Here is a 223-nt window from a genome sequence, read left to right on the forward strand (position 1 = left end):
GCTGCCCTTGATCCGCGATGCGTTCAGGAAGCCCGCGTCGTCGCCGATCAGCGCGCCGCCCGGGAACACCGTCTTCGGCAGCGACAGCAGCCCGCCCGCGGTGATCGCGCGTGCGCCGTACGACACGCGCTTGCCGCCTTCCAGGAACGCGCGGATCGACGGATGCGTCTTGTAGCGCTGGAATTCCTCGAACGGCGACAGGTACGGGTTCGTGTAGCCGAGG

At 68.6% G+C, this 223-nt stretch carries 1 pseudogene; it reads right to left on the reverse strand.

Annotated elements, in window-relative coordinates:
- Nucleotides 1-223 (reverse strand): annotated as a pseudogene (locus ACNQQL_RS36275) (electron transfer flavoprotein-ubiquinone oxidoreductase); the annotation flags it as partial.

This window comes from Burkholderia sp. LFS061 (genome assembly GCF_047978125.1).
GTDB lineage: Bacteria > Pseudomonadota > Gammaproteobacteria > Burkholderiales > Burkholderiaceae > Burkholderia > Burkholderia pyrrocinia_C.